Source organism: Arthrobacter sp. TMP15 (genome assembly GCF_039529835.1).
Classification (GTDB): Bacteria; Actinomycetota; Actinomycetes; order Actinomycetales; family Micrococcaceae; genus Specibacter.
This window is the reverse complement of sequence record NZ_CP154262.1, coordinates 2,753,018-2,777,502: the sequence shown is the minus strand read 5'-3', so window position 1 is coordinate 2,777,502 and position 24,485 is coordinate 2,753,018. Positions and strand designations below refer to the sequence as shown.

Genomic DNA, 24,485 nt, shown 5'->3' with positions numbered 1-24,485 from the left:
CCATGACTCATGTACTAACACTTATTGAACTCACCGATCAGGGCGGTATTGCTTCATCCGCCCGTGGACTCCTTGGAGCTGCAAGCTCGCTGGGCACACCCGTTGCCGTGCTTGCCGTAGAAAACGAGCTAGCTGCCGACGTGGTGGAGCAGCTGGGCCAATCCGGCGCGGCTGCCATCTATCAAGCAGTGGGTCCCCTGGCCGGATCCGTGCTGACAGCCCCTGGCGTAGAAGCCTTGGAAGGCGCCGTTGCCGCTTTTTCGCCCTCCGCGATCCTCACAGCAAACTCAGTAGACGGCCGAGAAATTGCTGCCCGTCTAGCTGTCCGCGTTGGCGGGGCACTGTTGGTGGACGCCGTTTCATTGCGCCTTGACGGAGATCGCATTGTTGCCGGACACTCCATCTTTGGTGGGGCATACGACGTTGAGTCTGGCGTGGAGGGTGGTTTGCCCATCATCACAGTGCGCCAAGGCGCCATCGACGGTCTGACGGAGAACGCCAACACCGCCGGCGCTGTTGAAACAACAACAGTGGCACTGACCGGTGCCGGTATAGGTGCACAGATCGATTCGCGCAAAGACGCCCCTGCCACCAGCAGCAGGCCAGAACTGCGAGTTGCCAAGACGGTTGTCTCAGGTGGCCGTGGACTGGGCTCCAAAGAGAACTTTGTTTTGGTGGAACAGCTTGCGGATGCGTTGGGGGCAGCCGTTGGAGCTTCCCGGGCCGCTGTTGACGCTGGTTTTGTTGATGAGCATGCGCAGGTTGGACAGACCGGTGTGAGCGTCTCCCCTCAGCTGTACATCGCCTTGGGAATTTCCGGGGCCATCCAGCACCGGGCTGGTATGCAGACGGCAAAAACAATTGTGGCTATCAACAAGGACGCAGACTCGCCCATCTTTGATGTGGCAGATCTGGGTATTGTGGGGGATGTGTTCACTGTGGTGCCGCAATTCCTTGAGGCACTGGCAGCCCGCCCGTCCTAGTATGTAGTGCAGATCATCACTTGTTCCTCATTTACAGGCTCTAACAAATAGAGACTGATCGCGCAGCGAAATTATGCAACGGCCCTGGAGGCTGTGACTTCCTTAGAAGTTCTTGAAAGAGGTTTTTTAGACCATGTCGACCCCCACAAATAAGCAGGCCGCCGGCATCCAGGCTAGGTGGCAGGCCATGGGCCTGTGGACCAAAATTACTGTCTCTGCTGCAATTTTGGTGCTTATGTTGCTAATAGCCGTTCTTGTGGCTCGCTGGCTTACCGGTTTGGCGCCGGTTGCCTCTTTCATGCAGACCTATCCGGGAGCCTCTGAGTTACCGCCCGGAGCTCCGGTTGGGTTGCCCGCCTGGCTTGGCTGGCAGCACTTCGTGAACACGTTCTTGATCCTTTTGATCATCCGCTCGGGCTGGCAGGTGCGCACCACCAAGCGCCCGTCCGCCCACTGGGTGCGCAACAACAAAGGGCTGATCAAAACAAAGAATTCGCCAACCAAGATCAGCCTCGATTTGTGGTTTCACCTCACCCTGGATGCCCTGTGGGTGCTCAATGGCGCCATCTTCATTGTGGCGCTGTTCTTCACAGGCCAGTGGATGCGTATTGTGCCCACGAGCTGGGACGTTTTCCCGAACGCCCTTTCGGCTGGACTGCAGTATCTCTCCCTTGACTGGCCAACTGATAACGGCTGGGTGAATTACAACGGCTTACAGCTGCTGACCTACTTCATCACCGTCTTCATTGCCGCTCCGCTAGCCATCGCCACAGGCCTGCGGATGTCAGGTGCCTGGCCAAAGAACGCCACCACGTTGAATAAGATCTACCCCATCCAAGCCGCCCGGGCCCTGCACTTTCCGGTGATGCTGTACTTCGTAGGATTCATCGTGGTGCACGTGACCCTGGTCCTGGCCACCGGCGCCCTGCGCAACCTCAACCACATGTATGCCTCAAGTGACGCTGTGAACTGGTGGGGCTTTGGTATCTTTGCGGCATCCCTGGTTGTTATTGCTGCTGCCTGGTTCCTGGCCCAACCATTGTTCCTTCGACCCGTTGCATCCCTGATGGGCAAGGTCACCAAGTAAATATTTTTTGGCCGCCCATGATCTGGGCGGCCAAAATAGTCCGCCCACAATCCGGGTGACCAACAGGGAGCCCAACAACTGACGCCGCAACGATGCGGTACTAGGAGGCGCCATGAACGAGCTCACACCCGATCAAGAAGCAATGGTAGAAATGGTGCGCGACTTTGCCGCCACCGAACTAGCCCCGCACACGGCGCAATGGGATGAGGATAAGCACTTCCCGGTGGATGTGCTGGCCCAGGCCGGGGCCCTTGGCATGGGTGGTATTTATGTGGGTGAGGAGCATGGCGGCTCCGGACTAAGCCGCACCGACGCTGTTCTGATCTTTGAAGAGCTCGCTGCCGTTGACCCCACCATCGCCGCCTATATTTCCATCCACAACATGGTTGCGTGGATGATCGACGCCTTCGGCAATGATACTCAGCGCCAGCAATGGCTCCCTGGCATTACCGCCATGAGCGAGCTGACAAGCTACTGTCTCTCCGAACCCGGTGTTGGCTCTGATGCCGCCGCTATCACCACCAAAGCGGTGCTTGATGGCGATGATTACCTGATTAACGGAACCAAACAATTTATTTCCGGCGCGGGTTCCTCCGCCTGGTATTTGGTGATGGTCAGGACAGCCGATCTGGGCGGGCGCGGAATCACCGCCGTCGTAGTTCCCCATGACGCCCCCGGGCTGAGCTTTGGTGCCAATGAAAAGAAGATGGGTTGGCGAGCTCAGCCCACCCGCCAGGTGGTCTTTGACAATGTTCGCATCCCCGTAACCAACAGGCTGGGTGAAGAAGGCGATGGGTTCGGTATTGCCATGAAGGGCCTGAACGGTGGGCGTGTGAACATTGGCGCTTGTTCGTTGGGCGGGGGCAGGGCTGCGCTGGAAAAGTCCATCGCTTACCTCAAAGAACGGCAGGCGTTTGGTGGCCCGCTCATTGAAAAGCAACACCTGCTCTTCGAGATTGCCCAGATGGACACCGATCTTGAGGTCTCCAGGACCATGCTGATGCGTGCCGCCAACGCCCTGGATACTGGTGCCGGTGACGCCGTGAAACTATGCGCCATGGCCAAACTTGTTGCCACGGATGCAGGGTTTCAGGTGGCCAACCAGGCACTGCAACTGCACGGCGGCTATGGGTACCTCAGCGAGTATGGGCTGGAAAAGCTTGTCAGGGACCTGCGGGTGCATCAAATTCTTGAAGGCAGCAATGAAATTATGCGTTTAATCGTGGGCCGTCTGGCCGTGGAGCGCTGAACCGTGGAGGATGGAAACGTGGAGGATGGAAACGTGGAGCACAACGACGTACTTATAGAGCGCAGCGGCCAGCTGGGGCACTTGGTGCTCAACCGGCCTCAGGCCATGAATGCACTTAACCACGCCATGGTCAAGGCTGTGGCACAGGCGTTGGATGAGTGGGAAACGGACGACGGCGTTGCAACAGTGCTCATCTCCGGCGCCGGTGAGCGCGGCTTGTGTGCTGGCGGAGACATTGTCTCGATCTACCACGACGCACGCACCGGAGGGAACTCCAGCGAGCAGTTCTGGCGCGATGAATACCACCTGAACGCACGTATCAAACGCTATCCCAAACCCATTGTGACACTGATGGATGGGGTTGTCTTAGGTGGTGGGGTGGGAATTTCAGCGCACGCCTCCCACCGCATTGTCACCGAGCGCTCCCGAATTGGCATGCCGGAAACCGGGATCGGCTTTGTCCCGGATGTGGGCGGCACCTACCTGCTTTCTCGAGCCCCAGGTGAGATGGGGACGCACGCGGGCCTTACCGGATCCATGGTCAGCGGGGCCGATGCCATCGCCATGGGGATGGCCAGCCACTATGTGGATTCCGGGCTGCTGCCCACGCTGGTTGCTGAGCTGGCCGAACGCAACGCAAGCACCGTAGTTGCACGGTATGGCCAGCTCCCACCCGAGTCTGCCCTTGGCAAGCAGCGGTGGTGGATTGATGAGGCGTACGCTCCGGACTGCGTTGAAACCATCCTTGAGCGCCTGGCCCGTGTTGGCGACCCTGCCGCCACCGCGGCAGCGGAAAAGATCGCGGCGAAGTCACCAACTGCGGTAGCTGTCACGTTGGCCGCACTGCGGCGGGCACGGCTACAGCCTTCTTTGGAGGCGGGATTGAACCAAGAACTGCGCGTGTCGCTGCGTGCCCTGCGCTGGCCCGACTTTGCCGAAGGAATCCGTGCGCAGCTTGTGGACAAGGACAGAAATCCGCAGTGGTCCCCTGCCTCTGCTGCAGAAGTTCCCCACGACGTAGTGGAGGGGGCATTTGCTGATTTGGGTGACCGCGAGCTGAATTTAACTGCACCTGATCAGGACACTGACATGCAGTAATCCCCTCTTCAGGGGAGCGAGTTTGAAGCAGGGGCATGCGGCGCACGGGAGTGCGGGCCAAAGAAGTGCGGGCCAAGAAAATGTGGTCCACGGAAATGTGGTCCACGGAAATGTTGCCCACGGAAATGTGGCAGGGAGCAGTTGCGTAAACGGTAGGTCAGCGAACGGTGAAGGAGCGGGACCATGAGCGAAGAATCAATCACAGCACATGACACTGAAGGCGCCAGTAAGAAGGTTGCTTTCATTGGGCTCGGCCATATGGGCGGACCTATGGCGGCGAACCTGGTGGCTGCCGGGTATCAGGTGCACGGCTTCGATGTAGTGCCCGCTGCGCTGGCTGCTGCCGCGGAGGCCGGGGTGGTGGTTTGCGACTCATCAGGGCAAGCGGCCATGGACGCCGATGTCATCATCACCATGCTGCCGGCGGGAAAGCACGTCTTTGCTGCCTTGGAAGGCGAAGGGCCAGGCGGTGGGCTTCTGGCCGCGGCCAAACCAGAGGCGCTGTTCCTTGAATGCTCAACCATTTCTGTGGAAGATGCCCGCGCTACCCATAAATTGGTCAGTGGGCGTGGCCACAGGGCACTTGATGCGCCAGTTTCTGGCGGTGTCATGGGTGCCCAGGCCGGAACGCTGACGTTCATGGTGGGTGGATCCGAAGAGGACTTTGCGGCGGCGAAGAACCTGTTTGAGGTGATGGGCAAACGCATTGTGTTGTGCGGCGGGCCCGGCGCGGGACAAGCGGCCAAAGTGTGTAACAACATGATTCTTGGCGTGTCCATGATCGCCGTCAGTGAGGCGTTTGTGCTGGGCGAAAAGCTTGGGCTCACGCACCAGGCACTCTTTGATGTTGCCGCCAATGCCTCAGGGCAATGCTGGTCCCTGACAACCAATTGTCCCGTTCCCGGACCAGTGCCAACAAGCCCCGCAAACCGCGATTACCAGCCTGGATTTGCCGGCTCACTGATGGCCAAGGACCTGGGACTGGCCGTTGAGGCGCTCAATGCCACCGGGGTGGATGCCGTCATGGGCCGTACTGCTGAAGAAATCTACCGCGAATTCTCCTTGGACGGCGGAGCCAGCACTGACTTTTCCTCCATCATCAACAGCATCAGAGCGGCCTCTAGCAAAACCGAGGCGGACTGAGCCCCGCGTTTGAATCAGAGCCGATAGAGCTTCAACCAATTATTTTCTTCGCGATTAACCTGCGCACGATCAAACGAACGGAACTTCTCCATGACTGAAAACTCCCTGATCCTGACCGAACAACGTGGCCGTGTAGGCATTATTACGCTGAACCGTCCCGAGGCATTGAACGCACTCAGCGATGCCATGGGCCGTGAGATCCTTACGGCAGCGCAGCAGTATGATACCGATATTGGTATCGGGGCCATTATTATCACCGGGTCCTCCAAGGCTTTTGCTGCGGGGGCTGACATCAAGGAGATGGTGAACAAGTCCGCGGTGGAGATGTACCAAGCCAACTGGTTCTCAGCGTGGGATGAGTTGGCACGGGTTCGCACGCCGATCATCGCTGCAGTGGCAGGCCATGCACTAGGTGGTGGCTGCGAACTGGCAATGATCGCGGACTTCATCATCGCCGCTGATAACGCCAAATTCGGTCAGCCCGAAATTAAGCTTGGCGTTATCCCCGGTATGGGCGGTTCGCAACGGTTGACTCGTGCTATCGGTAAGGCCAAAGCCATGGAAATGGTCTTGACCGGACGGGTCATGGGAGCACACGAAGCCGAACAGGCGGGCCTTGTTGCCCGCGTTGTTCCCGTGGATTCACTGATGGAGGATGCGCTGGCCACCGCCGCGACGATTGCGGGGATGTCAAAGCCTGTGGCCATGATCGCCAAGGAGGCGGTTAATGCTGCGTTTGAGACCACCTTGGCTGAAGGCGTTCGCATGGAACGCCGTTCAATTTTCGCCTGCTTTGCTACGGAAGATCAAAGTGAAGGCATGAAAGCTTTCACTGAAAAGCGTCCGGCGGAGTTCAAGCACCGCTAGCGTCAGGGAGAAAGTGTCCCGTTTCTGGTGCGGGTACCTCCTCGAGTTGGTGATTGGAGAAATCGCATGTACTGTTGAGGACGCAACGCGGGGTGGAGCAGTTCGGTAGCTCGCCGGGCTCATAACCCGGAGGTCACAGGTTCAAATCCTGTCCCCGCAACCAGATGAGGAAAATCCTCGGCCATGTAGGCCGGGGATTTTTCGTATCCCGGCCCATTTATACTTGCGCCGAGATGAACCTCGCGGAAAATACGCCGGAAAAACTGGCCAGGAGCACAGAAATGCCGTATGCCAAAGTGGGTCAACCTGCCGGCGAAGATTTCCAGCGGCCGTCCTTAGAGAGGTCCATCTCGGGAGCCGAATTTTTACGTTGGTGCTGGCTCAAAACCGAACTTGCCGTCTTTGCGCGCAGCCATGGACTCTCAACAACAGGTGGGAAGGAACAACTGAGCGAGGCGTTGAGCGCTGCAACGGTTGTGCCAGAAGGTCAGCGCTGGCGCCAAATCCTGCGGGCCTGGTTCACGCGCACGTGGTTTGCTGAACACCCCGATGGCACCCGCAACGAACTGCAGAAAGCGTGGCAGCTGCACCGGTCACTGCCGGTGGATCAGAGACCGTGAGAGGCGATTGCGTCCATGGCGGCCGGGTACAGCAACCCTAGGCCGGGTACAGCACCACTTCGGCAGCTTTGACAACAAAGTAAACCTCGGTTCCCGGCGCCAAACCCAGATCAACCGTGGCGGCGGGTGAGATGTCCGCAGAGAGATTCCCGGCCCTGACCCGGATCAGGGCTCCCTGCGGTTCCAGCTCGTCCACGCGGACGCTAAAACAATTGCGTGGGCTTCCCTGCGGTGGTGTTAAAAATACGGAAACAGCCGACGGCGGGAAGGCGCCAATGCCTGCCTGGTGGGGCTGATCTGTGGGCGCTGGTGCCAAACCAGCGATAGGAACGCCCGTGACCTGGTTGCCATCGGAGGTGCAAAGACTGGAACCGCTCATGGTGCCGGGCAGGACATTGAGTCCCGCGAGGGAGGCAGCGAAGGAACTGCGTGGCCGTGCAAGAATAGCGGCTGTGGGGCCAGCTTCCACGATGCGTCCTGCGTCCATGATGATAATCCTGTCCGCGAGCATGAGCGCGTCCAAGACGCTGTGGGTGACGATGATGGCGCGACGTCCGCACAAAACACGTTTCAGCAGACTGCGCAGGAACGGAGCGTTATTCACGTCCAGGGCGGACATGGGCTCATCGAGCAGCAACAGTTGGGGATCTGTTGCCAAAGCACGGGCGAGTGCCACCCGCTGAGCCTGACCACCGGAAAGTTCCGCGGGTAGCCGCTTGGCCAGAACAGAGGCATCAACTTCAGCTAACCAGTGATGGGCAGCAGCACGGCTATCTGCTTTAGATTCTCCCCGGCTCCGCGGACCAAACGCCACGTTCTCAAGGACACTCAAGTGTGGAAAGAGCAACGATTCCTGTGCCAAAAGACCGATTCCGCGTTCATGCGGTGGACGCCATGTGGTGCCGGGGGAGATCCGGAACAAACCCTCTCCATTGAGGCTGGCCTGGCCAGAATCGGGTTTCAGCAGTCCGGCAAGGATCTGGATAATGGATGACTTCCCCGCACCATTGGGCCCCATGATAGCGACGGTCTCTGTGGCTCCCACAGACAAGGAAATATCCAGATTTCGTAGGGTGAGGATGGCATTGAGCTCAAGAGTCATGGCGAAGACACCGGATGATCTGCCCTGCGGTGCCCAGATAGTGCCCGCAACGGGGCTTTTGGCGCTCGGTAGGTCAGGGCAACAACTATGACGGCGACGGCAATCAGCAGGAAAGACAGGGCCACGGCGGCATCCGGGTCGCTCTCACGCTGGAGATATATCTCCAAAGGAAGCGTCCGGGTGACACCCTGTAAGCTGCCCGCGAAAGTCAGTGTCGCACCGAACTCACCCAAGCTGCGTGCAAAGGAGAGCACGGCCCCGGAGATAAGACCAGGGAGAACCAGCGGCAGAGTGATTCGGCGCAACACTGTGGAAGGTCGTGCGCCTAGAGTGGCGGCTACAGCCTCATACTTCTGACCAGCCGTTCGCAGCGTGCCTTCCAAGCTAAGCACTAGAAATGGCAGAGCTACAAAAGTCTGCGCCATGACGACGGCAGTGGTGGAAAAGGCCACGTTAATGCCTACTATGTTCAGGGATTTGCCAATCAAACCCTGCCGGCCAAAGGTGTACAGCAGTGCCAACCCGCCCACTACCGGTGGCACCACTAGGGGTAACAAAATGAGTGCACGCAGGATTCGTTGGCCAACGAACTGAGCCCGGGCCAGGAGCAAAGCTAGCGGAACACCGAATGTAATGCACAAGGCAGTGCTGGCCGTGGCCGTTTTTAAGCTCAGGCCCAACGCTGCAAGTGATGATTCAGAGGTAATCAACGTCAGGAACTGGCCCCAATTTACCTGGGCCACCATGCCGATCAATGGCAACATAATAAAGGCGGCACCAAGTGCGCCCACGAGATAAATCCATCGTGGAATAGCCCTGTACTCCCACACAGTCTGGCGTTTTGCTGACATGTTAGGGTGCGCCAAACCCTGCATCCCTGAGTACTTTTTGACCGTCGTCACTTGCAACAAGGGAAATAAAAGCCTGCGCTAGCTGCGCATTCTTGGAGTCTTTAACGGAGGCAATCGGGTAGTGATTGACAGTTTGCTTCGCTAGTTCCAGCGGGATACTGCGTACTTTATCGCCAGCTTTTTTCGCATCGGTGACGTAGACCAGCCCGGCATCAGCTTCTCCGGAAATGACTTTGCCCAGAACACTAGTCACTGAAAGTTCCTCACTCACTGGAGTCAGGGATAGCCCAGCGCTGGCGGCATCTGAGACCGTGGCACTTCCACACGGCACCTGTGGAGCACAAACCACAAGTTTCACGCCGGGCTTGCTGACATCAGCAAAACTGGAAATGTTTGCCGGATTGTTCGGCGGAACTACTAGTGTCAGGACATTGCTGGCAAAATCGGTAGGGGATCCACCAGTGAGGCCAGCCTCGCTAAGTTTAGTCATATTGGCGGTATCGGCTGATGCAAAAACGTCGGCCGGAGCTCCTTGAATGATCTGTGTGACCAAGGTAGAGGAGCCATCAAAGCTGACAGAAACTTTTACGTGTGGGTGCGCGGACTCAAATTCCGAGGCCAACGTCGTGAAAGTAGTTTTCAAGGAAGCGGCAGCGTAAACGTTGAGTGATCCGGAGAGCTCGTTTGGGGTAACCTCCAAAGAGCTGGGGGCAGAACCGGTCCCGGAAGCTGTATCTGCAGGTGGTGCGCAAGCGCTAACTCCCAAAGTCAAGATGGCAACGGTAGCTCCGACCCACAAGCGGTAACCCCTGACGCGGTTAGCAGTGAATAGCCTCATGATTCGCTCCTGGTGTGTGGCACTTCGATGATGACGTTAGTGGATTTAACCACAGCGGTGGCCACGGAACCTGGCGCAAGGCCCAGGTCCCGAACGGCTTCACTGCTCATGAGTGAGACAACGCGGAACGGACCACACTGCAGGTCAACCTGTGCCATAACCGTGTCCATCACAATATTGGTCACCAGCCCCACAAAGCGGTTGCGGGCTGAACTGCCAATCCCAGTTGGATCTTGCGGCAGCTGGGCTTGCTTCTGGGCAAGGGCCGCCAACTCCACACCAGGAATAACCAGGCGACCTTGCCGGTCTTTACTGCCGTGCAGCGTGCCGTTATCCAACCAGCGGCGCACAGTGTCATCACTCACACCCAAAAATCTGGCGGCTTCAGAAACTCGAATAAGGGTCATAATGGTGACTATATCCGCATATGAGGATATTCGTTGATTTACCTGATGCAAATGCTGAAACGATCGCCAATACATACGTGGTATTTGCAGCCGTGTTTATACGTGCCGGCAGACCCTACACCCATGGCGTACAACGCCAGCGTGGCAGTTTTAGTTCGGAGGAATTTTGGCGACTTTCAATGTGCGTCAATGCTGTGATGAGCCTAGGCTAGGGGAAACCGCCCTCAACGGCGGAGCGAATGAAAGGAACCAATTTTCATGACCGAGTCCAAAACCTCACCAGCGGCAGTTCCAGAGCTGACATTGAACAATGGCGTGACCATTCCGCAGCTTGGGTTTGGCGTTTTCCAGATTCCGCCCGAAGAAACGCGTGTGGCAGTTGGGCAGGCATTGGCTGCCGGCTACCGCCATATCGACACAGCAGCTGCATATGGCAATGAATCCGGGGTGGGTGCCGCCATTGCCGAATCGGGACTGGCACGCGAAGAAATCTTCATCACCACCAAGCTCCGTAACGGGGATCAAGGCAGCCCGCGTGCTGCCTTCGAAGCCAGCCGCAAGGCCCTCGGCGTGGACTGGATTGATTTGTACTTGATCCACTGGCCGGTGCCCTCACAGGGTTTGTTCACGCAAGCGTGGAAGGAAATGGAATCGCTCTACGCACAAGGGGTGATCCGCGCGATTGGTGTTTCAAATTTCCTGCCGGAGCACTTGGATGAGCTACTGGCTAACTCCACGGTAATCCCCGCGGTGAATCAAATTGAAGCGCACCCAACATTCCACCAGAGTGAACTGGCACAAAAGTGCAGGCACCTGGACATTGCTGTGGAAGCGTATAGTCCCCTTGGCCAAGGCAAGGATCTCGAGAACCCGGTGGTGAGCGAGCTAGCGGCCACATACGGTGCCACACCCGCCCAGGTTGTGCTTGCCTGGCATTTGGGACTGGGAAATATTGTGATTCCGAAAACTGTCACGCCAGAACGCATGAGCGAGAACTTGGCGGCCACCGGAATTCAACTCAGTGCCGAAGATCTAGGCCGGATTTCTGCTCTCGAGAGCGGTGAACGCATCGGTGCCGACCCTGCCGTGGCAGCGTTCACACAGATGTAAAAACAGAACAGATGTAAGAACGAACGGGTGCGCTGCCTTCAGCAAAGGCAGTGCACCCGTTCGTTGTGGATCTTCTCTTACAAGTTCTCGAATTCGTCTTCATCCACTGTGGATGGAGCGGTAATTGCTGATTGTGATGGAGCTCCGCCTGACTTCAGGGCCGCAAGCCGGGCCTCCACCTCAGTTTGTTCGCCTAAATCCTCCAAAGAGTTGAACTGGGCGTCCAGACTAGAAGCAGCGAGCTCGTTCTGTCCGCGCACCTTGGCTTCTTCGCGACGGATCTTTTCTTCGAAGCGGCTCACCTCGCTGGTGGAGTCCATGATGTCAATGCTCTTGAGCGCATCATGGACCTGGGTCTGGGCAGCGGCAGTCTTGGAACGGGCAATGAGCTCGTTGCGCTTGCTAGCGAGCTCATTGAGCTTGACGTCCATCTGCGCAAGTCCAGTCTTGAGCTTTTCCACAACATCATTCTGGGCGGCAATGTTGGGTTCAGCGGAGCGGGCTTCATTTTCTGCTGAGATCTGACGCTGCAGGGCAACTTTGGCCAAATTGTCAAACTTCTGCGCGTCGCTTGCGTCACCGGCGTTACGGAATTCATCTGCTTTTCGGCTGGCCGCAAGAGCTTTTGAGCCCCAGTCCGAAGCTGCCTTGATGTCCTCGTTGTAGTCGTCTTCAAGCATGCGCAGGTTGCCAATGGTCTGGGCAACCGCTGATTGAGCCTCGTTGATGTTGGCTTTGTAATCCCGCACCATCTGGTCAAGCATCTTCTGCGGGTCCTCGGCCTGGTCCAATAGCGCATTGATATTGGCCTTCGCCAGCTGCGCCATCCGACCAAAAATTGATTGCTTTGCCATTCTTTACCCCTTATGTTTGCTGGTTGTATCAAATGAAAACTCAATAGCTGCTACCAAGGTGGTCCTCGTCAGGCGAGTCTAGAGCACCTGTTCCGATTCTTCCCTTTAGGCACCTCTCAGTGCAATTTGCTGTGCAATGACCTGTGCAATGACCAGTGCAATGACCAGTGCAATCTCATGACCTGCACTCCATCCTTACCGTCGGGGGCGGGTTAGAAGTTTCCGCCGCTTCCGCCGAAGCCACCGCCACCGCCGCCACCTCCACCGAAGCCACCGCCGCCACCTCCGCCAAAGCCGCCCCCGCCGAAGCCGCCTCCACCCCCGCCGCCGGAGAGCAGGCCACCGATGATGCCACCGAGGATGGCACCGCCCATGCCGCCGCCCATGGAACCGCGGCCGCCACCCATAGGACCGCCTGTGCCCCCGAAGCTATCGACATCATCTTGTGCGTAATTGATGGCTTGCTGTGCCAACTGTTGTGCCTGCTGTGCATAGTTCAGGGCATTGCTCGGATCAGTTTCGGCAATGGAAACTGCGTAGTCAAAGTTCCGCTCGGCTTCAGATAAGCGGGTTCTGGCGGCCGATCGTACCCCGCCACGACGGGCTGCGATAAAGTCCTTTGCAGTGGAAATGGTGGCCTGCGCACCAGCAATAGCTTGTTGCAATGATGCCTGGGCCCGTAGTGCCTGCTGTTGTTGGTCACGAATGCCTGTCAGTAGTTCATCCAGCTGTCCATGCGCTTGTTGCACGGCAGCTAATTCAGCGACAGGATCAGGTTTCTTTGCTGCTGCACTCATACGCACGTCATCGAGCTGCGCTTCGGCGCCTTGGACGGTTGGTGCGTAGCGGGCAAACCGATCTGAGGCCACCATGGATTTTGCCTGCGCCAAGTCAGCCAACGCGTCCGGGAGGGCCGTTGTCAACGTTGTTGCAGCCTCGCCAATGGCACTTTCAGTCTTAGTAACGGCCTCCACCAGCACCGTGCACTGCAGCAGGCTCTCCTGCGCCGCCTTCACTGACAGGGCCGCTCCTGCGGTGTCAGAAGCCGCTAGCTTGGAGTCGGCATCAGCGGCCGCGGTCTCCACAAAGTCAAGGCGCTCCTTGGCCTCAGCCACATTCTCACGGACGGGTCTCAACGCAGCATCCGAGTATTGCGAAGTCAGTGTCAGTAGCTTGTGCTCAGTTTCAGCCACGGCATTTTGTGCCGTGGCAACTTGAGCGCGGATAGCGGCCAAGACTTCCGGGGCAGTGCGCTCCAGTTCACGCAACTCATCAAAGGCAGCCTTTTCGGCTTCGAGGGCGGCGTTGGCATCTTCACTTCGCTTAATGATTTCACCAAGCCACGTGCGTTGCTCTTCGATACTGTCAGGAATTTCATCATCTAGTTGTTGTTGGAGTTTGAAGGATTCGGAGAGATGTTTTTTGGCGTCATCCAGTGCGGCTTGGAACGGCTTGATGGCTGCAATCCCGTACGACGCCTGGGCAAAACCAATCTCATGTTCACTGGTGTTGATGGCGTCATCAGCGGCGATCAACAATGATCCGGCCTTGGAGCGTAGCTCCGAAATGCTCATGCCGGCGTTGGGATCAAGCGGAGAACCGTCAGCTCCATAACCCTTGGCTGTGGCCTCTGCCGCAGATTTCTTGCGTTTGTTGCACAAATACAGGGCTGTTCCGGCGCCACCGGCAACAATGACTCCACCAACACCCAGAGCGATGAAACCTCCCGTCGGGTCAGGAACATTGCCTTTTCCGCCGCCCGCTGCATCGCCCAATGCGGCGGCAGCGTCGATAGCTGCCGCGGCCCAGTTGCCTTCGGCAAGCTGGGGTTTGATCACTTTGGTTTGGATATTTTGGTTTTTGCTATCCGGGATGACTGACTTATCAGCTAGAAGTGCGTATGCCTTGTCCTGGGTGGCAACCACCAGCAGTGCATCATTGGTACCCAAGTGTTTACTCTGGGCAACCTGGGTTCCCCAATCCACACCGCTGAGGCCGTCAAAGGAGTCGACATAGACCACAAAGAACGTCAACCCGTGGTCTTTGCCCAACGTGTCGATGGCTGCTTGGACATCCGCCTTTTGGCCGCCAAGAACATTGGAGTTATCAACAATGTAGGTGCCCCCGGCAATGCTCACCGGTGGTTCAGCTTGTGCAAACCCGACCGGGCCCAGCATGAGGGCCATGAGGGCCAGCACGGCCAGAATGGGGGACAACAGCTTTATTTTTGCAAACATCGCTCACCTTTGATGTGGGGCCCTGGGGAGTTCGAGCTTAATACTCCAAACGATACTATGGGGTTAGCGGTCATAATGTGTGTATGCAAAGTGGCTTTTGACCAGTAATCATATGGGATGCAGGGCCTTGTACATGCTTTGAAAGCATGTATGGTGACAGTTCCCAAGAACCACCCCCGTTGTGGTGTATGTGCTCAGAAGCTTGTGAAGAACGGTTCGACCAGTGCAGGTAAAACCCGGTGGCGGTGTAAATCCTGTGGTGCTTCCAGTACTCAATCCAGGGTTGATATCAGCAAGAAAGCAGAGTTCGCCGCTTTCCAGTCATGGATCACTGGCAAGACCCGTCAGGACGCCCATGCCAGCTCATCACGGACCTTTCGGAGACAGAGTGCTTGGTGTTGGAACGTGGCCCCACAAGCCCCTGTGACCGGGGAAATTCACCCGGTGCTCATCCTCGATGGAACGTACTTCAACGGCTGGTGCGTGCTCATTGCTTACACCGGTGATCACGTTGTTGGCTGGCAGTGGTGCGATCGGGAAAAACATGCTTCCTGGTCAGCGTTACTCAAGCAACTCCCGGCCCCTGCCATGGTCGTCATCGACGGGCACAAAGGCCTCGAGAGTGCGTTGGGTCAGCACTGGCCAGAAACAAGAGTGCAGCGGTGTTTGTTTCATATTCAACAGAACATCCGTACCCACCTCACGATGCGTCCGAAACTCGATGCTGGCAAGGAATTACTGGCCCTAGCGAAGGCTTTAACACCGATCCAGTCCCTGGATCAAGCCGCTGTGTGGGTCGGTGAGTTCGCGTCCTGGGAAGCACGCTGGGAGAAGTTCTTGAAGGACCGCACCTACGCGAAGAAGAACGGTGAAAGGCCCTCACACGTGCGGGCAAACCAGAACTGGTGGTTCACGCATCTTCGTCTGCGCCAAGCCCGTGGAACACTAGCCACAGTCCTGCAGAACGATCATCTGTTTACTTGGCTCACCCACGCCACCGAAGACCAGAAACTCCCTAGGACAACGAGCCCGCTCGAGGGTGGGATCAATGCTGGCTTGAAGCACCTTCTTCGGGACCATCGAGGTCTTAGCGATGATCATGCCAAACGAGCCGTGGACTGGTACCTCTACCACCACACCGAGGCCCCTAAAGATCCCTGGGACCTAGTGAAGGCCCACCACTGGCAACCAAAAAAGAAGAAACGACAAATGGTTCACGAGCCCATCGGCCCTGCCCTCTACGACACAGCCTTCAGCCCAGAAGACGGCAATGGAATTCAACAAGGATGGGGCGGAAGAAGCCACTGACACGCCCGGGCTGTACACACATTTTGGCCGCTAACCCATACTATGGCCCATGCTATTGCCAAGCTTGGAGGTAGGGTCCTGAATTTTGCATTCAGCGAACAACGCCACTAGCGCCAGGTGTAGGAGATAATGGAAGCTGAGGAACCTTCACAGCTGCCTTCCAGCCAACGTTCGTCAAGGCACCAGCCACAGCCGAGATGATGAAACTCAAGAAACAATTCATCACATGAGATTTCAATGAAGGGAAAGCTGATGTCACAGAACAACGGTGAAGACACCACCCCCAGCGAGGAACAGGCCAAGCACGCGGATCACGGTCTTGGCATGTCTGCTGCCACGGACGCTCCCCAGACATCGCATGAGTCCCAAACGGCCACGCCTCCCCTCGGAGCCACTCCTGCATTGTCGAACCCTGCAGAGACGGCGCCGATCCCCAACGATTTTACCTACCAGCACCAGCCGTATGCTGGCCAACAGGGCCAACCCGGCTATCCCAGCTATTCGGAGCAGCCGCGATATCCCGGCCAAGCCAACCACCCTGAGCAGCCCACCCAGCATCAGCAACCCGGTGGACAGGCAGGACCGGGGTACCCGGCGTCGAACGCATACCCACACACCCTGGCCCCAGCCGTCACAGCCCATCCCAAAGAACGAAAAAAAGTTGGCATGGGAATGTTTGCCGGCGGAGTCCTGGCGGCAGCCCTGATCGGCGGTCTTGTGGGTGGCGGCTCGGTGCTCTTGGTGGACCAGCAGAACAACACCACCGTGGCCGGTTCGAGCCAGCAGAGTTCACCTTTGGTGATCAATAACCCCACATCGGTGAATGAAGTTTCCGCGGCAGCGGCTAAAGCGATGCCTTCAGTGGTAACCATTTCTGCCACGAGCGGTTCCTCGGGCGGCACAGGCTCGGGCATCATTTTGGACACGGAGGGTCATATCCTCACCAACACCCACGTTGTGACCCTTGACGGGGCAGCCGCGCACGCAACTATTGAAGTGCAAATGAGCGACAACAAAGTTTATCCGGCCACCATTGTGGGCACCGACCCGCTGTCTGATCTTGCCGTGGTGAAGATTGATGCACCGAACCTTGTGCCTGCCACGCTGGGCAAGTCGAGCAAGATCAACGTTGGTGACACAGTGATCGCTATCGGTTCTCCGCTGGGCTTGAACGGCACTGTTACCGACGGTATTGTTTCTACGCTGAACCGCACCATCCAGGTGGCCTCCTCGGCTGTGCCGAAAACACCCAGCGATACCTCTAAGGACCCCTCCGACGGCGGCAATGGGTTCCGGTTCTCCCCTCCAGGGGGTGGGCAGGAGCCCGCAGCAGGCCAAGGCACAGTGAATTTGAATGTGATTCAAACGGATGCGGCCATCAACCCGGGTAACTCCGGTGGGGCCTTAGTGAATGCGCAGGGCCAGGTTGTTGGTGTGAATGTGGCTATTGCCTCAACCTCTAGCTCATCAGGATCCAGCGGCCAAAGCGGCAACATTGGGGTGGGCTTTTCCATCCCAATTGATCATGCCCAGCGGGTTGCTCAGGACATAATCAAAACGGGCGCAGCCACTCACGGCCAGCTCGGAGTTTCGGTAGGCGGGACCTCCTCTACCGGAGCCAAGAGCGCGTTCTCTACCGGCGCCACAGTGGCGGATGTGACGGCCGGAAGCGCAGCCGCCAAGGCCGGGTTGAACAAGGGCGATGTCATTACTCAATTGGGCAACCGCGCCATCAGCGACCCAGCGGACCTGACGGCCGCTGTTCGCGAACAAGCCGGTGGAGCCACAGTGAAAATGGACTTCATCCGCAACGGCAAGGCGCAGTCAGTGGACATTACCCTTGACACAATGCCGGCTAGCTAAATGCCGGCCAGCTAGCGGGCACACCGGTACTAGAGGAGTCCCTCTGCGCAAGGCCCAAACCTGGGTCTTGTGCAGAGGGACTCCTTAGTTGCCACTTGCGGCTAAGCCTGCCGCAGAACCTTGGTCAACACCGGAGCGGACGCTGCCAGACTCAACCACACCAACCCAATACCGGAGGCCAGCACGGCAGCAATGATTAGCAGCGACAAGGGTGCGATGATCGCGGCCATGCCCGTCAATGGAAACAACAGCATGGCCGCCAAGACTGCAGAGCCAACAGTGACAATTCGTACGGGGGAGAGCACCGCTCGTTTACGAGCCGCGTCCATGACAGTACGGGGCATGCCAAGCCGGTCAAGGCTGACATAGAGATCGGCCCTGTCCAAGATGGCTGCCGCCTGGTTTAACCCGGCACTGCAGGCAACCAGCAGGAATGAGGCCACTACGATAATTAACACCCCTGTGCGCATGTCATTGACCAGGTTCAGATCTGATGCGGTGCCTTCGATATTCGCGGAGCTGAGAAGAGCCAGTGCCGTACCGGCCACTACTGCTATGAAACTTGTCATCGACAGCGAGCTGACCTGCCGCCACGCGGCTTTGGGGGACTCAAGAATGATTCGGGCCGCCAAAAGTCTGGCAGGGGTAGCTGCTTTACGCAGGCTCCATCCCGCCAGCCACCTGAGCACCATGGGACCCATCAGGTTCAGCAACGCCAACCCACCGGCAAAGCTGGCGCAGATGATCAGGACCATCACGGCAACCGATCCGCTGGCAGTCATGGTGGCCATCCCCACATACAGTACGACGGCGGCGCCGGCACCCAGAGCGAATCTCACCCAGTGCACTGCGGGCGCCTTCGCCCTGGTGCGTACCCCCAGCGGAGAAAGAACAACTTGGCGCAAGCCGATGGCAGCGCTGATGGCGGCAAGCCACACCAAAGCCGCTCCCGTGGAGAGAACCACAACGGGGCTCAGCCAGAGTTGAGCAAGACCAAGGCCCTGACCTTGGAAAGGGATGAGGGCAACAACGGGCACAGCAGCTACATAAACGATGACTCCGGCACAGATACCTAGTGTGGCCACTGCCGTGGATTCCATAAGGGCCATGGCACCGACCAGTGACGGTGTTCCGCCGAGCAGGCGCAAAGTTGAGAGCCGCTCATCGCGGCGCCGGGCCGACAGGCGTGCTGCTGACCCGCCCAGGGTTAACAGCGGCAACACCAAAAGGGCCAAAGCCACCAGCGCCAATATCTGGTAGATGCCGACTGTGTCCGTGCTAACGCCAACTGCAGGGAATGTGAAAAAGCTCAACGCCCCGGCCAGCACTATCAACGACAGCGCCGTGACAAGAGCAAAGGCCACTGCCGGCAGGGCTACCACAGCCTTGTTTCCAGGAGCGGGTCGGGAGAGCATCCACGGAATCGAGAACGTTGTACGGATCTTTTTCACGCCTGATTCGCTGCCAGCACAGGGGTTGGGTGAGATAACGGTGTGAGGGAGAGGACGCCGTCGCGCATAAACAAGGTGCGGGCACATCGCGAGGCAACGGTGGAATCGTGGGTGACAAGAATAAGTGTGTTGCCGCGGCCGGTCGTGGCGCTCAAAAGAGCTGACATGACATCCGCGGAGGTGTGGGAGTCAAGGGCGCCGGTGGGCTCGTCAGCAAAGACAACGCGTGCCTCGGTCACCTGTGCCCGGGCGATGGCAACACGCTGGGCTTGCCCGCCTGAGAGCTCGCCAATACGCCGGGTTTCCATGCCTGCCAGACCAAGCGCAGCCAGCCAACCGGCCGCCTGCGCTTCTGCCTCGCGGCGGGAGATCCCGTTGAGCATGAGTGCCAAAGCCACATTTTCAACGGCTGTCAGTTCGGGAATGAGCAGCCCTGATTGGAAAACGAAACCAAAGGCTTCTCGGCGCAGCTGTGAGCGTCCTCTCTCGCTGAGTGCTGTGACGTTTGTGCCCGCGTAGGTCACGGTGCCGGCATCGGGGGTGGTGATGCCGGCAAGGGCGTGCAGAAGAGTCGTCTTGCCGGAACCTGAGGCACCCATGATGGCCACCGACTCGCCTAAAACAATGTCAAGGTCCACTTTGTTCAAGGCGATCCCGCCGCCATAGCGTTTGGATAGTGAGCGTGCGCTCAGAAGGGGTGAAGAAAGTGTTGAAGTCATGTTTTAAGTTTGTGCTTAGACGCTGGCTGCTGCATCGGGCCAGGGGTGGGAAGTGTTGGCGGCTTTCTCAACCCGAGGGAGGAGGCAGGACGCCTCGAAGCCAAGTGTTAAGGGCTACTGCGGGTGAAGAATTATGCCCAGGGATTCTGGCTCTGGGCCTGTTCGAACTAAGCTGGTCAGGTAGGCCAAGGACGAACCCGCTGCATCCAACCCCGCCAAGGGGAAGAGTGCAGGGTAACCAATCGTCCATGACACAAAGGACAGCAGTGGAAAATTCAGCACTGAACATTGTCGTACTGGTCAAATATGTGCCAGATGCACAGTTTGATCGACACCTCACAGGTGAGGACCACAGCATCGACCGTGGTGAGAGCATCCTGTCAGAATTGGATGAATACGCACTTGAAGCGGCATTGGCTTTGACCGATGCCCGGGGCGGCGCCAAGGGCGGGAACACCGTCACGGCTCTGACACTTGGCCCGGCCTCCGCCGCCGTAGCCGTCAAGAAGTCGTTGCAGATTGGTGCAACGGAGGGTTTGCATGTCAGCGACGAAGCGCTCGCAGGCTCCGATGCCTCAGCCACCTCACTGGCTTTGGCTGCGGCCATCAAATCTCTTGGCCCGGTAGACCTCGTGATCACCGGTATGGCCTCAACCGACGGGGAAACCTCCATCATCCCGGCTCAGCTGGCAGCCCGTCTGGGCCTGGCCCAGATCACCTTCGCCTCGGCACTGGATGTTACGGGCAATACCGTCACAGCCCGCCGTGACGGCGATGACTTCTCAGAAGAGATCCAGGCCGTGTTGCCTGCGCTAGTTTCGGTGACAGATCAAGCCAACGAGCCGCGTTACCCCAACTTCAAGGGCATCATCGCTGCGAAGAAAAAGAAGGTGACAACAGTGTCCCTGGCTGACCTGGGGTTGGCACCATCCGCCGTCGGACATGCCGGGTCATTGACCCAGGTCACCTCGGCAGCAGAACGCCCCGCCCGCACGGCCGGCACTATCATCACTGACTCAGGCGATGCCGGTATCCAATTGGTTGACTTCCTGGCCGCTGCGAAACTGATCTAAGGAACCATTCATGACTGCAATTGTTGTTTACATTGATCAGCTCGATGTCCCGGGCAAGCTTTCAAACACTGTCGCGCAGCTTCTGACCTTGGCTCGTGGCGCCGGTGAACCAGTGGCTGTTGTGGCCGGTCCGGTTGGAGCCGAGGTGTTGGCGGAGCTGGGCGCCTATGGAGTACAGCGGGTGCTGCACTCGGAGCAAGCCGAGCTGGGCGAGTTCCTGGTTGCCCCCAAAGCAGATCTTGTGGCGCAGGCCGCCGCTGCTGTCAGCGCCAGCGCCGTACTCCTTGATAACAGTGCTGCCGGAAAGGAAATCGCCGCCCGCACCGGTGTCACACTGAACGCCGGTGTCATTACCGACGCCGTGTCCCTGATGTACGACGGCGAAGCCTTCGTTGCGCACAAGTCTGTCCTTGCCGGGTCCTATAGTGTGCAGGCGCGGGCTACTTCAGCGCTCGGTGTCTTCACTGTTAAGGCGCACGCGGTTGAAGCGAACCCGGCCCCAGAGGCGAGCGTGCCCGCCGTTGAGGTGGTAAACGTGGCTTTTGCCCCGGCGAGTCTGAGTGCCCGAGTGACAGCACGGACACCGCGACCGGCTTCGGGACGGCCCGAACTTGAAGATGCCCGCATTATTGTGGCTGGGGGCCGCGGCGTTGATGGTGACTTCACCCCCATTGAAGAGCTGGCGGATGTCCTTGGAGCTGCTGTGGGTGCCTCACGTGCAGCTACTGATGCAGGCTGGATCTCGCACGCCTCCCAGGTGGGTCAGACAGGCAAGAAGGTTGCTCCTGCGCTGTACATTTCTGTTGGAATTTCAGGGGCCATCCAGCAAAAGGCCGGAATGCAGACGTCCAAGCTCATCGTGGCTGTTAACAAGGACTCGGAATCTCCGATTTTTGAGATTGCGGATTTCGGCATTGTGGGCGATTTGTTCCAGGTCCTGCCGCAAGCCGTTGCAGAGATTAAAAAGCGCAGGGCATAACCGGTGAAGTGCGCAGTGTGTAGCTAGGTTAACTAGCCAACACCACAACTGCCGTGGTCAGACGCTAAAACGTTTGACCACGGCAGTTTCTTATGTGCCCAAAATTTCTTGTGTGTCCAAGATTTCTTAGCGGGGGACCGATGCCGTGGCGATCATGGCGTCGGAGTTCATTTCAATGCGCGGGCCCACTGATTGGATGAACTCGCGGCGAACCCTGGCGATTGCCTCAGGATCCCGGGGCAGGAAAGTCCGCCAGCCGCTGCCCATGACAAGGTTCCAGGCCATGGCGTCATCAACTGTCAGTGTGAGGGGATGTGTGGATACTGACACGTCTTCGAAGCCGCGCGCTCCAAGCCACGTGGTTAGTGATTCCACGGTGGCCACGCGTGCCATGTTTTGGTTTGCCAGTGGAACCACGTTGGCCAGGCGTGGACGTTCCTTGATGGCAGCTTCAAAGATGCGTGTGGCGAACGGTTCCAAGGCGCCCTCAATCCACGTGCTTGTCACGAGGCGCCCGCCGGGACGCAACATTGAAGCCAAATGCTCCACTCCTGCCTCCATGTCGGCAAAGAAGAACATGCTGTAGGAGCACAGGACAGCGTCAAAGGTGCGGTGTCCGCGCCATGCTGTGACGTCTGCTTCCGTCAAGGTTGTGTTCAGGATGCCATTCTCGGCCAGGTTGGCAGCGGCAATGCGCAGCAGACCGGTGGAAAGGTCAACGCCGTCCACACTACCTTCGGGGCCCACGGCCAACGCGGCAGGAATGGTGGCCGCACCTGTGCCGCAGCAAGCATCCAAAACTTTCTCACCCGGCTGCAACATGGCTTCAGTAACCACGCCCCGGCCCATCGGATCCCAGAGTTTCTCTGACCACGCCTCAAATTGCAGTGCACCGTCGGTGAACGCCAAGCCAGGATCGCGAGCGGACATGCATGCCTCCAATTGATGAAATAAATTCTAATGAGCCTTGAGTTATGGCCCGAAAGCTATAGTTGCGGGCCGCCAACAAATTTCGGCTTAGCGCTGTGCGCCGGCGAAGTTGTTTTGGCGCCACGCCTCAAAAACTGCGATCGAGGCTGCATTGGCCAGGTTCAGGGAACGTAATGAGGGAAGCATGGGCAGCCGTACTCTGGCGGTGACGTGCGGATCCTGTTTCACTTCAGCTGGCAGCCCCTCGGATTCGCGGCCAAACATCAGCACATCTCCGGGCTGGTAGGCAATCTCTGTGTAGCTTCTCTCGCCATCGGCAGTGAACGCAAAGACCCGTTCGGGAGCCAGCGCGGCCCACGCCGCTTCGAGACTGGGGTGAACTCTCATCACCGCAAGATCGTGATAATCAAGTCCGGCTCTTCGCAATTTAGCGTCAGAGAAGTCAAAGCCCAAGGGTTCGACAAGGTGCAGCTCGGCACCAGTGATGGCGGCCAACCGGATGGCATTTCCGGTGTTGCCAGGGATCTCAGGGGTCAGGAAAAGGATGCGAAACACTGTTTTATCCTACCGCCAGGCACTAGCCGGTTGTAACCAGAAGGACGCGAGGGGGCTCATTTGAATTTTGGCCCGTTGCGCAGAGGCGGGCTCAGGATGCCTGCTCTAGTACATGCCGCCCAGGAGCCTGTCCAGAACGTGTAAATCAACCACGTTGGGAGAAGGCCCTGAGGCTAAGAAATGCTTGACCTCACGCACAAAACGGGCAGCGTTAGCCACATTGAGCGTGTTTGAACCATCTGGGTCAGTGCCCTTGGCGTAATCAATAACCGGTTCGAACAGGTTTCCCGTCTTGCTGTGCACACAGACCCAGGCTGTGACATTGCATTCGGGGAAGAGTTCTTGCATCTTGCGTGTGGCGGGGATCAGTTGTGGCGGTGCTGCAACCTTGCCGCCATGGACCAGCATGCTCCCGTCCCAGCGGAAGGCGCCGTCGGGCACCAGCATTGAACCAATGATCGCGATTCGGTACCCCGAAACCAAAACATGATCCAGATAGCCACTGCCCATGGGAGCACTGAGACCGTTGATGAGCCTTGCGGCCGGGATGCCCGGCAGGACCTGCTGCATTATGAGCTGGGCAGTCCGCGCTTCCCGGGCCAGTCGCGACGCCGCACCAAAGACGCCACGTTTTCGCGGTGCACCGTGGACAGGTTGCGCCGCAGTCATCCGTGGCATCAGCGGAGTTTGCTGCTGTGCTGAATTCTCTACTGAACCGCTTGAGGGCTCCTCGTAGGCGGGGATATAAACGGCAGGGTCACCGGCCGTGCGTCGTGTTTCAGGGGCGCGGCGGGTATTGAAAGCCCCAAAACTGTTAGCCGCACCGGCAGCAGTTCCTTCACGCACGGAAGAGCCCTCCGTTCCTGGAGCGCCGTATGAGCCGGTTCGCGTGCTGGCACCTGCCGAAGTACCCGGGCGGCTTGGTGAACCGTAGGACCTGTCATACGCCTGTCTGCGGACAGGGTCAGAGAGGACCTCGTAGGCTTCTGCAATTTTATGAAAGAGTTCAGGGGCACCGCCCCTGTCGGGGTGGGCAGTCTTGGCTGCTTTGCGGTACGCGATCTTGATCTCTTGCTCCGTGGCAGAACGTGCAAGACCGAGAACTTGATAGTGCGTAAGGAACGTCTCGCCCACGGGTGGCCTTTCGCTAGCCCTGTTTTG

General features: G+C 58.1%; 23 protein-coding genes and 1 tRNA gene. 13 read left to right on the top strand and 11 right to left on the bottom strand.

Annotated features, from left to right (window positions below; translation table 11 throughout):
* The first annotated feature begins 2 nt into the window (after positions 1-2).
* The 8 genes from AAFM46_RS12425 (at position 3) to AAFM46_RS12390 (ending at position 7,047) form a co-directional block, all read left to right on the top strand.
* The gene (locus AAFM46_RS12425) at positions 3-983 is read left to right on the top strand and encodes an electron transfer flavoprotein subunit alpha/FixB family protein (protein WP_283530883.1); all 981 of its coding nucleotides are present in this window, start codon (positions 3-5) and stop codon (positions 981-983) included.
* 187 nt (positions 984-1,170) lie between these two features.
* Positions 1,171-2,070 (top strand): cytochrome b/b6 domain-containing protein, encoded by a 900-nt coding sequence (locus tag AAFM46_RS12420; RefSeq protein ID WP_283531186.1) that lies wholly within the window; start codon positions 1,171-1,173, stop codon positions 2,068-2,070.
* Between the two features lie 112 nt (positions 2,071-2,182).
* Entirely contained in the window at positions 2,183-3,319 is a 1,137-nt protein-coding gene (locus AAFM46_RS12415; RefSeq protein ID WP_283530882.1) for an acyl-CoA dehydrogenase family protein, read from the top strand.
* A gap of 18 nt (positions 3,320-3,337) precedes the next feature.
* On the top strand, positions 3,338-4,417 hold the full coding sequence (locus tag AAFM46_RS12410) for an enoyl-CoA hydratase/isomerase family protein (RefSeq protein ID WP_343318092.1): 1,080 nt from the start codon (positions 3,338-3,340) through the stop codon (positions 4,415-4,417).
* Positions 4,418-4,600: 183 nt separating this feature from the next.
* A complete protein-coding gene (mmsB, locus tag AAFM46_RS12405; RefSeq protein ID WP_343318090.1) occupies positions 4,601-5,560 on the top strand; it encodes a 3-hydroxyisobutyrate dehydrogenase in 960 nt (319 codons plus the stop codon).
* A 90-nt stretch (positions 5,561-5,650) separates the two neighbouring features.
* Positions 5,651-6,427, top strand: coding sequence for an enoyl-CoA hydratase (locus AAFM46_RS12400; RefSeq protein WP_283530879.1), 777 nt, complete (start codon positions 5,651-5,653; stop codon positions 6,425-6,427).
* 86 nt (positions 6,428-6,513) lie between these two features.
* Positions 6,514-6,590, top strand: a tRNA-Met gene (locus AAFM46_RS12395).
* 118 nt (positions 6,591-6,708) lie between these two features.
* Positions 6,709-7,047, top strand: a complete 339-nt coding sequence (locus AAFM46_RS12390) for an SAP domain-containing protein (RefSeq protein WP_343318087.1) — start codon at positions 6,709-6,711, stop codon at positions 7,045-7,047.
* 37 nt (positions 7,048-7,084) lie between these two features.
* Here AAFM46_RS12390 and AAFM46_RS12385 read toward each other — a convergent pair whose 3' ends face one another.
* From AAFM46_RS12385 to AAFM46_RS12370, 4 genes are read right to left on the bottom strand one after another with little or no spacing between them, the layout of a single operon-like run.
* Complete coding sequence (locus tag AAFM46_RS12385) at positions 7,085-8,149, bottom strand: ATP-binding cassette domain-containing protein (protein ID WP_343318086.1); 1,065 nt, start codon at positions 8,147-8,149, stop codon at positions 7,085-7,087.
* Entirely contained in the window at positions 8,146-9,000 is an 855-nt protein-coding gene (locus AAFM46_RS12380; RefSeq protein WP_343318085.1) for an ABC transporter permease, read from the bottom strand. Before AAFM46_RS12380 ends, AAFM46_RS12385 begins: the two co-directional genes overlap by 4 nt.
* Position 9,001: 1 nt before the next feature.
* Entirely contained in the window at positions 9,002-9,838 is an 837-nt protein-coding gene (modA, locus tag AAFM46_RS12375; protein ID WP_343318084.1) for a molybdate ABC transporter substrate-binding protein, read from the bottom strand.
* Entirely contained in the window at positions 9,835-10,245 is a 411-nt protein-coding gene (locus AAFM46_RS12370; protein ID WP_283528518.1) for a helix-turn-helix domain-containing protein, read from the bottom strand. The genes modA and AAFM46_RS12370 overlap by 4 nt, the downstream gene beginning before the upstream one ends.
* A 258-nt stretch (positions 10,246-10,503) precedes the next feature.
* Here AAFM46_RS12370 and AAFM46_RS12365 point away from each other — a divergent pair, with 258 nt between their 5' ends.
* The gene (locus tag AAFM46_RS12365; protein WP_283528516.1) at positions 10,504-11,355 is read left to right on the top strand and encodes an aldo/keto reductase; all 852 of its coding nucleotides are present in this window, start codon (positions 10,504-10,506) and stop codon (positions 11,353-11,355) included.
* 77 nt (positions 11,356-11,432) lie between these two features.
* Here AAFM46_RS12365 and AAFM46_RS12360 read toward each other — a convergent pair whose 3' ends face one another.
* Positions 11,433-12,209 (bottom strand): PspA/IM30 family protein, encoded by a 777-nt coding sequence (locus AAFM46_RS12360; RefSeq protein ID WP_283528514.1) that lies wholly within the window; start codon positions 12,207-12,209, stop codon positions 11,433-11,435.
* Between the two features lie 212 nt (positions 12,210-12,421).
* Complete coding sequence (locus AAFM46_RS12355) at positions 12,422-14,446, bottom strand: TPM domain-containing protein (protein WP_343318083.1); 2,025 nt, start codon at positions 14,444-14,446, stop codon at positions 12,422-12,424.
* A 153-nt stretch (positions 14,447-14,599) separates the two neighbouring features.
* Between AAFM46_RS12355 and AAFM46_RS12350 the strand changes: the two genes are divergently transcribed.
* Both AAFM46_RS12350 and AAFM46_RS12345 read left to right on the top strand, forming a co-directional pair.
* The gene (locus tag AAFM46_RS12350; RefSeq protein WP_343320324.1) at positions 14,600-15,754 is read left to right on the top strand and encodes an IS1249 family transposase; all 1,155 of its coding nucleotides are present in this window, start codon (positions 14,600-14,602) and stop codon (positions 15,752-15,754) included.
* Positions 15,755-16,006: 252 nt separating this feature from the next.
* On the top strand, positions 16,007-17,617 hold the full coding sequence (locus AAFM46_RS12345; RefSeq protein ID WP_343318081.1) for a trypsin-like peptidase domain-containing protein: 1,611 nt from the start codon (positions 16,007-16,009) through the stop codon (positions 17,615-17,617).
* A gap of 101 nt (positions 17,618-17,718) precedes the next feature.
* On the opposite strand, the gene AAFM46_RS12340 is transcribed toward AAFM46_RS12345, so the two are convergent.
* Positions 17,719-19,068, bottom strand: coding sequence for a permease (locus tag AAFM46_RS12340; RefSeq protein WP_343318080.1), 1,350 nt, complete (start codon positions 19,066-19,068; stop codon positions 17,719-17,721).
* Positions 19,065-19,787 (bottom strand): ABC transporter ATP-binding protein, encoded by a 723-nt coding sequence (locus tag AAFM46_RS12335; protein WP_343318079.1) that lies wholly within the window; start codon positions 19,785-19,787, stop codon positions 19,065-19,067. The genes AAFM46_RS12340 and AAFM46_RS12335 overlap by 4 nt, the downstream gene beginning before the upstream one ends.
* Before the next feature lie 248 nt (positions 19,788-20,035).
* Between AAFM46_RS12335 and AAFM46_RS12330 the strand changes: the two genes are divergently transcribed.
* Both AAFM46_RS12330 and AAFM46_RS12325 read left to right on the top strand, forming a co-directional pair.
* Entirely contained in the window at positions 20,036-20,860 is an 825-nt protein-coding gene (locus tag AAFM46_RS12330) for an electron transfer flavoprotein subunit beta/FixA family protein (RefSeq protein ID WP_283528503.1), read from the top strand.
* A gap of 10 nt (positions 20,861-20,870) precedes the next feature.
* Positions 20,871-21,839, top strand: coding sequence for an electron transfer flavoprotein subunit alpha/FixB family protein (locus tag AAFM46_RS12325; RefSeq protein ID WP_343318077.1), 969 nt, complete (start codon positions 20,871-20,873; stop codon positions 21,837-21,839).
* 126 nt (positions 21,840-21,965) lie between these two features.
* Here the strand turns inward: AAFM46_RS12325 and AAFM46_RS12320 are convergent, their stop codons facing one another.
* The 3 genes from AAFM46_RS12320 to AAFM46_RS12310 all read right to left on the bottom strand — a co-directional run bounded on the left by AAFM46_RS12320 (position 21,966) and on the right by AAFM46_RS12310 (position 24,458).
* Positions 21,966-22,769, bottom strand: a complete 804-nt coding sequence (locus tag AAFM46_RS12320; protein WP_343318076.1) for a methyltransferase domain-containing protein — start codon at positions 22,767-22,769, stop codon at positions 21,966-21,968.
* Between the two features lie 87 nt (positions 22,770-22,856).
* On the bottom strand, positions 22,857-23,324 hold the full coding sequence (locus tag AAFM46_RS12315; protein ID WP_283528496.1) for a tRNA (cytidine(34)-2'-O)-methyltransferase: 468 nt from the start codon (positions 23,322-23,324) through the stop codon (positions 22,857-22,859).
* A gap of 105 nt (positions 23,325-23,429) precedes the next feature.
* A complete protein-coding gene (locus tag AAFM46_RS12310; RefSeq protein WP_343318074.1) occupies positions 23,430-24,458 on the bottom strand; it encodes a DnaJ domain-containing protein in 1,029 nt (342 codons plus the stop codon).
* Between the last annotated feature and the right edge of the window lie 27 nt (positions 24,459-24,485).